General features: G+C 69.1%; 8 protein-coding genes. 4 read left to right on the top strand and 4 right to left on the bottom strand.

Going from position 1 to position 8,733, the window contains the following annotated elements; translation table 11 throughout:
• Nucleotides 1-259: 259 nt before the first annotated feature.
• The 3 genes from AOK17_RS01235 to AOK17_RS01225 are packed head-to-tail and all read right to left on the bottom strand — an operon-like array spanning nucleotide 260 to nucleotide 3,006.
• Nucleotides 260-1,012 carry an amino acid ABC transporter ATP-binding protein gene (locus AOK17_RS01235; RefSeq protein WP_055610359.1) on the bottom strand — a complete coding sequence of 251 codons (753 nt, stop codon included), beginning with the start codon at nucleotides 1,010-1,012 and terminating at the stop codon, nucleotides 260-262.
• 53 nt (nucleotides 1,013-1,065) lie between these two features.
• Nucleotides 1,066-2,010 carry an amino acid ABC transporter permease gene (locus tag AOK17_RS01230; RefSeq protein WP_055610358.1) on the bottom strand — a complete coding sequence of 315 codons (945 nt, stop codon included), beginning with the start codon at nucleotides 2,008-2,010 and terminating at the stop codon, nucleotides 1,066-1,068.
• Nucleotides 2,011-2,043: 33 nt separating this feature from the next.
• The gene (locus tag AOK17_RS01225; protein ID WP_055610357.1) at nucleotides 2,044-3,006 is read right to left on the bottom strand and encodes an ABC transporter substrate-binding protein; all 963 of its coding nucleotides are present in this window, start codon (nucleotides 3,004-3,006) and stop codon (nucleotides 2,044-2,046) included.
• Nucleotides 3,007-3,675: 669 nt separating this feature from the next.
• Between AOK17_RS01225 and AOK17_RS01220 the strand changes: the two genes are divergently transcribed.
• From AOK17_RS01220 to AOK17_RS01205, 4 genes are all read left to right on the top strand, one after another.
• Complete coding sequence (locus AOK17_RS01220) at nucleotides 3,676-4,899, top strand: NAD(P)-dependent malic enzyme (RefSeq protein ID WP_055610356.1); 1,224 nt, start codon at nucleotides 3,676-3,678, stop codon at nucleotides 4,897-4,899.
• A 335-nt stretch (nucleotides 4,900-5,234) separates the two neighbouring features.
• Nucleotides 5,235-6,200: a zinc-binding dehydrogenase gene (locus AOK17_RS01215; RefSeq protein ID WP_055610355.1), complete on the top strand. Its 966-nt coding sequence runs from the start codon at nucleotides 5,235-5,237 to the stop codon at nucleotides 6,198-6,200.
• Nucleotides 6,201-6,305: 105 nt separating this feature from the next.
• Nucleotides 6,306-6,515, top strand: a complete 210-nt coding sequence (locus tag AOK17_RS01210; protein ID WP_010984411.1) for a helix-turn-helix domain-containing protein — start codon at nucleotides 6,306-6,308, stop codon at nucleotides 6,513-6,515.
• Entirely contained in the window at nucleotides 6,515-7,102 is a 588-nt protein-coding gene (locus AOK17_RS01205; protein ID WP_055610354.1) for a Clp protease N-terminal domain-containing protein, read from the top strand. Before AOK17_RS01210 ends, AOK17_RS01205 begins: the two co-directional genes overlap by 1 nt.
• 407 nt (nucleotides 7,103-7,509) lie before the next feature.
• On the opposite strand, the gene AOK17_RS01200 is transcribed toward AOK17_RS01205, so the two are convergent.
• Nucleotides 7,510-8,646 (bottom strand): PadR family transcriptional regulator, encoded by a 1,137-nt coding sequence (locus AOK17_RS01200; RefSeq protein WP_055610353.1) that lies wholly within the window; start codon nucleotides 8,644-8,646, stop codon nucleotides 7,510-7,512.
• Between the last annotated feature and the right edge of the window lie 87 nt (nucleotides 8,647-8,733).

Here is an 8,733-nt window from a genome sequence, read left to right as displayed (position 1 = left end):
GGGGAACTGCGCGCTCAGCCCTCACCGACCCGCAGACGAGACACAGCCCGGCGCCGGACACCGCCTGGCGTCGGACTCAGCCCGGTGCCGGATACCGCCTGGCGTCGGACTCAGCCCGGTGCCGGATACCGCCTGGCGTCGGACTCAGCCCGGTGCCGGACACCGCCCGGTGCCGGACACCGTCCGGCGTCGGCCCAACGCGGAGGGGCGGTACGGAAATCCGTACCGCCCCTCCGCATACCTGCCGAACCGCCGGAGGCTAAAGCACCTTCGAGAGGAACGACTGCGTCCGCTCCTGCTGTGGATTCGTCAGGACGTCACGCGGGTTGCCGGACTCGACCACCACGCCCTCGTCCATGAAGACCAGTGAGTCGCCGACCTCGCGGGCGAAGCCCATCTCGTGGGTGACGACGATCATCGTCATACCGGACTCGGCGAGGTCGCGCATGACGTCGAGGACGTCGCCGACGAGCTCCGGGTCGAGGGCCGAGGTCGGCTCGTCGAAGAGCATCAGCTTCGGGTCCATCGCCAGCGCCCGGGCGATGGCGACCCGCTGTTGCTGGCCGCCGGAGAGCTGCGAGGGGTAGTTCCCCGCCTTGTCGGCGAGACCGACCCGCTCAAGGAGCTGCGCCGCGCGCTCCCGCGCCTGCGCCTTACTCACGCCCTTGACCTGGATCGGCGCCTCCATGACGTTCTCCGTCGCCGTCATGTGCGGGAACAGGTTGAAGCGCTGGAATACCATGCCGATGTCCCGCCGCTTCAGTGCGACCTCGCTGTCCTTGAGCTCGTACAGCTTGTCGCCGCGCTGGCGGTAGCCGACCAGCTCACCGTCCACGTACAGGCGCCCGGCGTTGACCTTCTCCAGGTGGTTGATGCACCGCAGGAACGTCGACTTGCCGGAGCCGGAGGGGCCGATGAGGCAGAAGACCTCGCTGGGCTTCACCTCGAGGTCGATGCCCTTGAGGACCTCGACCGGGCCGAACGACTTGTGGACGCCCTCGGCCTTGACCATGGGCGCACCGGAGCCCGAGCCCGCCGCGGTCGTGTTCTTGGTCATGTCTGCACTCATGCGTTGGCCCCTCCCCCCGAGCGGTTGGACAGTGACAGCATGTTCGCCTTGATCTTCTGGAACGGCGTGGCCGGGAGCGAACGGCTCGAACCACGGGCGTAGTACCGCTCGATGTAGTACTGCCCGACGCTGAGCACCGAGGTCAGGACCAGGTACCAGGCGGCGGCCAGGAAGTACATCTCCACCGGTGCGCCCGAGGACTGGCCGATGTCCTGGGCGTATCTGAAGAGTTCGGCGAACTGGACCACCGACACCAGTGAGGTCGTCTTCAGCATGTTGATGACCTCGTTGCCCGTGGGGGGCACGATCACGCGCATCGCCTGCGGGATCACGATCCGCCGCAGGGTCTTGCTGTGGCTCATGCCCAGGGCGTGCGAGGCCTCGGTCTGGCCCTCGTCGACCGACAGGAGACCCGCGCGGCAGATCTCCGCCATGTACGCGGCCTCGTTCAGACCGAGTCCCAGGAGCGCCGTCAGCAGCGGCGTCATGAAGCTCGACCAGTAGTCCTTGTAGATCGGACCGAGGTTGATGTACTGGAATACCAGGCCCAGGTTGAACCAGACGACGAGCTGCACCAGGACCGGGGTGCCGCGGAAGAACCAGATGTAGAACCAGGCGATCGACGAGGTCACCGGGTTCTTCGACAGGCGCATCACCGCGAGGAGGATGCCGCCCGCGATGCCGATCACCATCGAGAGGACGGTGAGGAGCATCGTCTGGCCGACGCCCTTGAGGATCCGGTCGTCGAGGAAGTAGTCCGGTACGGCGCCCCAGTTGATCTTGCCCTGGGCGAACGCGTAGATGATCGAGACGAAGATCGCGATCGCGATGACGGCCGAGACGTACCGCCCGTAGTGACGGACCGGAATGGCCTTGATGGCCTCCGGTCCGCCCGGGGGAGTGTCCTGGGGGCCGGCCGTCTTGTCGATGTCAACAGTCACGGATGTTGCCTTTCAGCGCCGCTGGGTACGCGGTCACTTGCCGCCGTTGAGGGTGGCTTCCTTGACGGCGCCCGCCTCGACGCCCCACTTCGCGATGATCTTGTCGTACTCGCCGTTCTTGATGATCGCGTCGAGCGCGGCCTTCAGGGCGTCCCGCAGCTCGGTGTTCGACTTGGCGATCGCGATGCCGTACGGAGCGGCCTCGACCTGGTCGCCGACGACCACGAAGTCCTTGCCGCCGCCGGAGGTCTTCGCCGCGTACGCCGCGACGGGGAAGTCCGAGGAACCGGCGTCGGCGCCGCCGGCGCGCAGCCGGGTCTGGGCCTGCTGGTCGTTGTCGAAGGCCTCGATGGAGAGCTTCTTGCCGGCCGGACACTTCTTGGCCTGGTCCTTGGCCAGGTCGTTCGAGACGGTGTTGCGCTGCACCACGATCTTCTTGCCGCAGAGGTCGTCCCAGGTCTTGATGCCCTGGTCGTCGCCCTGCTTGGTGTAGATCGAGACGCCCGCGGTGAAGTAGTCGAGGAAGTCGACGCCCTCGCCGACCTTCTTGCCGGTGTCGGCGTCGATGCCCTCCTGGCGGTCCTTGGTGTCCGTCATCGCCGACATCGCGATGTCGTACCGCTTGGAGCGCAGGCCGGTGAGCAGGGTGTCGAACGTGCCGTTCTCGAACTCGAACTTCACGCCGAGCTGCTTGCCCATGGCGTCGGCGAGGTCGGGGTCGATGCCCACGGTCTTGCCCGAGTCGTCCTTGAACTCGACGGGCGCGTACGCGATGTCCGAGCCGACCTTGATGACGCCCTTGTCGCGGACGGCCTTGGGCAGCTGGTCGGCGAGCGGGGCCGCGCTGGAGTCAGCGGTGTCCGAGCTGCCGCTGTCCTTGTCCTTGGTCTGGTCACCGCAGCCGGTGAGCAGCAGGGCGCCTGCGACCGCGATCGCACCGACCGCGGCTATCCGGGACTGCGCGGCGGTCGTACGACGGGTGGAGCTTGCGGTCATGGTGGGTTCCTCCGGCGGGTGGGTGGAGTTGCCGATGGGTCGGCAGTAGCCGATGGGTCGACGAGAACACACACCTTCGGGTGTCGCGACCTCGTGTGATTACGGCATCTTGCCATTCGGACTCGCGCCTTCAGGGTGCCTGCCATGTCAAAATCGGATAACGGGTGACCCCCGAACCGGACCGAGTCGGTCCGTCGAAGCCGGATCTTGTGCGGAAAACCCCCCGTCATGACCGGAAGATCTTCGGTGTACTGGGCGAAACGGGCGACCGCTTCTCCGTGTATGCGGTGCTTCGGTGTGCATCGGTGGATTATTCGCGAAATGGGCGCGTTCGGCATATTCGGTCATGAGTCCTGTCACCGGTATGTGACCTTCGCTCTCCGGTATCCGGCCGGTTTTCGGCCCGTATCCGGCTCGGAGCCCTCCGGTGTGCGGCCTTCCGTCGTCGACGTGTGACCTTCGCGCCATGGACTCGTCTGCGATGTGGTCCGTCGGGTAAGAAGGTTCCTTACACCCCTCATCCGGGGCTCAGGGCGCGTGTGCGGCGCGCCCGTCGCGTATGACCCGTACGTATGCGTACGTAACCGTCATCTGGGACATATGCGGTGCCCGCCCACTCCTCACCCGGAGCGGAACCCTCAACCATTAAGACTTAAGGGGTAAAACAAAGTGGCAGCGGAGATCGTCAATCCTCGCAGCGACAGCAGTACGGATCAGGAAGGCGGGGCCGAGCCCCTCGATTCCTTCGACCCGGCATTCGCGCTGCACCGCGGCGGCAAGATGGCCGTGCAGGCCACGGTGCCCGTCCGTGACAAGGACGACCTGTCCCTGGCGTACACGCCCGGCGTCGCGAAGGTCTGCATGGCCATCGCGGAGCAGCCGGAGCTCGTCCATGACTACACGTGGAAGTCGTCCGTGGTCGCCGTCGTGACCGACGGCACCGCCGTGCTCGGGCTCGGTGACATCGGACCCGAAGCCTCCCTCCCCGTGATGGAGGGCAAGGCGATCCTGTTCAAGCAGTTCGGCGGGGTCGATGCCGTGCCGATCGCGCTCGCCTGCACCGGCGTCGACGAGATCGTCGAGACCGTGGTGCGGCTCGCGCCGTCCTTCGGCGGCGTGAATCTGGAGGACATCTCGGCGCCCCGGTGCTTCGAGATCGAGCGGAAGCTGCAGGAGCGGCTCGACATTCCCGTCTTCCACGACGACCAGCACGGCACGGCCGTCGTCACGCTGGCGGCCCTGCGGAACGCCGCGCGGCTGACCGGGCGGAGCCTGGGACAGCTGCGGGCCGTCATCTCGGGCGCGGGTGCGGCCGGGGTCGCCATCGCCAAGTTCCTGCTGGAGGCGGGGCTCGGGGATGTCGCGGTCGCCGACCGCAAGGGCATCGTGTCGACGGACCGGGACGACCTGACGCCGGTCAAGCGGGAACTGGCCGCCATGACCAACAAGGCGGGGCTGTCGGGCACGCTTGAGTCCGCGCTCGCCGGGGCCGACGTCTTCATCGGCGTCTCCGGCGGTACGGTGCCGGAGCCGGCCGTGGCGTCCATGGCCGAGGGTGCGTTCGTTTTCGCCATGGCGAATCCGAATCCCGAGGTGCATCCCGATGTCGCCCACAAGTACGCGGCGGTCGTCGCGACCGGGCGGTCGGACTATCCCAACCAGATCAACAACGTGCTGGCGTTCCCCGGGATCTTCGCGGGGGCGCTCCAGGTGCGGGCCTCTCGGATCACCGAGGGGATGAAGATCGCTGCGGCCGAGGCGTTGGCTTCGGTCGTCGGGGACGACCTCGCCGCGGACTATGTGATTCCGTCGCCGTTCGACGAGCGGGTTGCTCCCGCCGTCACGGCGGCGGTCGCCGCGGCGGCCCGGGCCGAGGGTGTGGCCCGGCGGTAGGTCTGTAGGTCTGTTTGTTCGGCTGAAGTCTGTTCGGCTGTGTGTGAGGTTCGGGTCCTGTCCTGGTGGGCGGGGCCCGAACTTTTTGTGCGTGGAGATTTTTTACTTCGGGGTTCGGCTGGGTGAGTGGATGGGTGGGTGAGAGGGGGGCAGTGGGTGCGGGTTGGTCGTGGCTGGGGGCGCAGTTCCCCGCGCCCCTGAAAGCGGGGCTGCGCCCCTGCTTTCTCCCCACCGGCCCGCGTACACAGTCAGCCGAACCGCCCCCACCCGGCGGGACACGCGTCACAGGGGGACGTGGTTCCGTCGGGAGGGCGGTGGAGCCTAGGGTCGAGGGCATGTTCGCTGCCTACGCTGCTCGTATTGACCGGGACCAGCCGTTGAACGGCCTTGAGTTGGGGGAGCGGCCCGCTCCCGAGGCCCGGGACGGCTGGACGACCGTCAACGTCAGGGCCGCCTCCCTGAACCACCACGACCTCTGGTCGCTGCGTGGCGTGGGGCTCGCCGAGGACAAGCTGCCGATGATCCTCGGATGCGATGCCGCCGGCGTCGACGAGGACGGCAACGAGGTCGTACTCCACTCCGTCATCGGGCAGACGGGACACGGGGTCGGCCCCAAGGAGCCGCGCTCGATCCTCACCGAGCGGTACCAGGGGACCTTCGCCGAGCAGGTGTCGGTGCCCTTCTGGAACGTCCTGCCCAAGCCCAAGGAGCTCTCCTTCGAAGAGGCGGCCTGTCTGCCCACCGCGTGGCTGACGGCGTACCGCATGCTCTTCACCAACGCCGGTGTACGCCCCGGCGACTCGGTTCTCGTGCAGGGCGCCGGAGGCGGTGTCGCCACCGCCGCGATCGCGCTCGGGAAGGCCGCGGGGCTGCGGGTCTTCGCGACCAGCCGCGACGAGGTCAAGCGCAAGCGGGCCCTCGAACTGGGCGCCGTGGAGGCCGTGGAGTCCGGCGCGCGGCTGCCGCAGCGCGTGGACGCCGTCATCGAGACGGTCGGCGCCGCCACCTGGTCCCACTCCGTCAAGTCCCTCAAGCCCGGCGGCACCCTGGTCATCTCGGGTGCCACGAGCGGCGACCGCCCCTCGCACGCCGAGCTCACCCGGATCTTCTTCCTCGAACTCAAGGTCGTCGGCTCCACGATGGGCACGAAGGACGAGCTGGAGGACCTGCTGTCCTTCTGCGCCGCCACCGGTGTCCGTCCCGTCATCGACGAGGTCCTTCCGCTGGACCGGGCCCGCGAGGGCTTCGAGCGGATGGACTCCGGTGAGCTCTTCGGCAAGGTCGTTCTGACCACTCCCTGACGCCGTTCCGGGCCTGGGCGCGGGTCTTGCGCGCCCTTGGTTTCGCACACCATCGGGTGTCAACTGCGGTTGACATTCGAGGGCCTGTCAATCTAAGTTGACATCATGACCGAAGCAACGGATCTCGCCGAGCGCGCGGGCGACCGTGATCCGCGGATCGGGCTGCGGGCCGTCTCCGCGTTGCGGCGACTGCTGGAGCAGCTCGAAGCGGTTCAGGTGCGCAGTGCGCGCAATCAGGGTTGGTCGTGGCAGGAGATCGCCGCGGAACTGGGTGTCAGCAGGCAGGCCGTGCACAAGAAGTACGGGAGGCAGTGATGTTCGAACGGTTCACCAAGGACGCCCGGGCGGTGGTGCTCGGCGCGGTCGACCATGCCGAGCGGCTGCACGCCGAGACGGTCGAGGAGCAGCACGTACTGCTGGCCCTGCTCGACCGTGAGGCCAGCCGCGCGTCGTTCGCCCTCATGTCACTGGGGCTCGCGGAGCGCAAGGAGTCCGTGGAGCAGGCACTGGCCGAGGCGCGGCGTCGTGGCGGGCTCTCCCGCGCCGACGCGGACGCGCTCTCGGGGCTGGGCATCGACGTCTCGGAGATCGTCTCCCGGGTCGAAGAAGCCCACGGTGAGGGCGCGCTGCGGGCCGGCGGGACGGGCGCCGGGCGGGGGAGGAGCTGGTGGTCCGGGCTCGTCGGTGGGCATCGTCCCTTCGCTCAGGGGGCCAAGGACCTTCTCACGGAGTCCCTGCGGATGGCTCTCGCCCAGCGGGACCGGTACATCGGCGACGAGCACCTCCTCCTCGCCCTCGCCGCCCGCCCCGGCGTCGCGGCGGAGGTCCTGGCCGACCACGGGGTGACATACGCGTCGCTGCGGCGGGTGTTGTACGGCGGGGGAGAGGCGAAGGCGGGCTGAGGGGCCTTCGCCGTCGGTCGGCCGGGCGAGCGGGGTGGGTCCAGGCCGGGGGCAGCGCGGGGCTACCACAGTCGGCGTGGGCCGGACCGGGCTGACCTGGGCTGGGTCGACCCGGTCGGTCCGGTCGACCCAGCCCGTCGTAGGGGTCGGCGGCGGTGGGGTCACCGCCGAAGCGACCATGCTGGGTCCGGTGCCGAACTGGCCATGGCGGGCGGGTTCGATGTCGAACTGGCCATGGTGGGTCCGATGCAGGGCGACCATGGTGGGCCCCGCCCCGCCCGTCGCGGGAGCCGGAGCCGGAGCTGGAGCCAGTGGCGGGCGGTGGGTCCGCCGCCGGAGCCTGCCGGGGCGGGGGTGCCCTGGAGTCGATGGGTGCCCCCGCCCCGGCCGCCCCGGTCGGCCTCCGCTCAGCCCTTGGGCGTCCGCAGTGCCGCCCCTATGTGCGCCGCCGCTGTCGACAAGTGGCGTCGGGCGTCGCGCAGTTGTTCCTCCGTCACGCCGTGGTCGCGGGCCGCGTCGCGGATGTCGTCGCGGAAGCGGTCCAGGAGGCGGTCGAGATCGCGGGCGGGGTCGCCCGTGGAGTCCTCATGGGCCCAGGAGGGTTCGTACTCGGCGGGGAAGTCCTCAGGAGTGACCGTGTAGTCGGGCTCCCTTGTCGCAGCCCTAGCCCCTGCTCCTGCATCAGTCCCAGGGCCTGCCCCGGAGCCTGCTCCTGTGACCGGCCCCTTTCCTGTTCCCGGGCGGCCGAAGCCGAAGTCCTTCCCGAACTCCTTGCCGAAGTCCTTTCCGAACTCGCCGAATTCCTTGGCCAGTTCGGTGATGCCCTCGCGCACGCCCGTCGGCCAGTCGCCCCGGGTGAAGTGGTCCTGCACCTGGTCCTGGACGCGCTTGGCGATGCGCTGGAGCTCCTCCTGGGCCTGCGCCCGCGCCCGCTCCTGCGCCTCCTTGGCCTGGTGGCGTGCCCGCTGGGCGTCCTCGCGGGCCCGCCGGCTCTCGTCCTTGGCGCGCCGGGCCTGCTCCTTCCACTCCTGCTTGACGCGGCGCATCTCCTCCTTCGCGATGCGCCACGCCTCCTTGTCGCCGTAGTCCGTGAAGTCCCCGTGGGCGCCCTCGTGTTCGGCGCGCTCGCCCTTGGCTCCCGCTCCCGTGGAACTCCGCCGCGCCTCGCTCGCCGCCGCCCGCATCTCCCGGCGCAGATCACCCGCCGCGCCGCGCACATCGGCACGGATCTCCGCGGCGAGCTCGGCCACCGACTCGCGGATCTCCAGCTCCAGATCGACCAGTTCACCGCTGCGGTCGGCCAGCTCGGCACGGCCCGCGTCCGTGATCGCGTACACCTTCCGGCCGCCCTCGGTGGTGTGGGTGACCAGGCCTTCGGCCTCCAGCTTGGACAGCCGGGGGTACACGGTGCCGGCCGACGGCGCGTACAGCCCCTGGAAGCGCTCCTCCAGGAGGCGGATCACCTCGTAACCGTGGCGCGGTGCCTCGTCCAGGAGCTTCAGCAGGTAGAGCCGCAGGCGGCCATGGGCAAAGACGGGAGCCATGTCAGAGCCCCTTCTCGTGGGTCGGGTCGTCGGTGACGCCGGCGTCGGAATGCTCGGTGGGGCCGGAGTCGGGGGCCGCGGCGGGGG

Source organism: Streptomyces phaeochromogenes (assembly GCF_001418655.1).
Classification (GTDB): domain Bacteria; phylum Actinomycetota; class Actinomycetes; order Streptomycetales; family Streptomycetaceae; genus Streptomyces; species Streptomyces phaeochromogenes.
The sequence above is the reverse complement of the archived record's forward strand: the minus strand, read 5'-3'. Positions and strand labels throughout refer to the sequence as shown.

Bases quoted from the DNA above. Each gene is read 5' to 3' on its own strand.
- AOK17_RS01235 (WP_055610359.1), bottom strand. From the start codon at position 1,012: ATGGTCAAGGCCGAGGGCGTCCACAAGTCGTTCGGCCCGGTCGAGGTC.
- AOK17_RS01225 (WP_055610357.1), bottom strand. From the start codon at position 3,006: ATGACCGCAAGCTCCACCCGTCGTACGACCGCCGCGCAGTCCCGGATA.
- AOK17_RS01215 (WP_055610355.1), top strand. From the start codon at position 5,235: ATGTTCGCTGCCTACGCTGCTCGTATTGACCGGGACCAGCCGTTGAAC.
- AOK17_RS01210 (WP_010984411.1), top strand. From the start codon at position 6,306: ATGACCGAAGCAACGGATCTCGCCGAGCGCGCGGGCGACCGTGATCCG.
- AOK17_RS01205 (WP_055610354.1), top strand. From the start codon at position 6,515: ATGTTCGAACGGTTCACCAAGGACGCCCGGGCGGTGGTGCTCGGCGCG.
- AOK17_RS01200 (WP_055610353.1), bottom strand. From the start codon at position 8,646: ATGGCTCCCGTCTTTGCCCATGGCCGCCTGCGGCTCTACCTGCTGAAG.